Annotated in this window: 1 pseudogene; it reads right to left on the bottom strand. The window is 63.2% G+C overall.

Annotated elements, in window-relative coordinates:
- Positions 1-302 (bottom strand): annotated as a pseudogene (locus tag EN852_RS42975) (VWA domain-containing protein); the annotation flags it as partial.

The following is a 302-nucleotide window of genomic DNA, read 5'->3' as shown; positions in this document are numbered from 1 at the left end:
CGGTGATCTTCTCGTCGCCGCCGAACGGCGACGGCTGTTCCCTCAGCATATGGAAGGTGGCGTATCCGGCGATCGGCAGGGCGACGAGCCCGGCAAGGGCCGGCGAGGCAATGAGTTTCTTTTGCATGATCTTGCTCCAGAGCTTTTGTGCTCGCTCTGTGAGACGAAGGCCGCCGACCGATCCTTGGGTGACGGCGGAAATATTTTCCTGATCGTAGGCGCGCAGGGCGGCCTCGAAGGCACGCGCCTTCGCGCTCTCGCCGGGTGCGGGTATTGCTGCGTCGCGCAGCTTTCTGAGTTCG

The sequence above is a fragment of the Mesorhizobium sp. M2E.F.Ca.ET.209.01.1.1 genome (assembly GCF_004010375.2).
In the GTDB taxonomy this organism is placed as follows: Bacteria; Pseudomonadota; Alphaproteobacteria; order Rhizobiales; family Rhizobiaceae; genus Mesorhizobium.
Note: the sequence above shows the minus strand (reverse complement) of the source record. Positions and strands in the feature narration are given on the sequence as shown.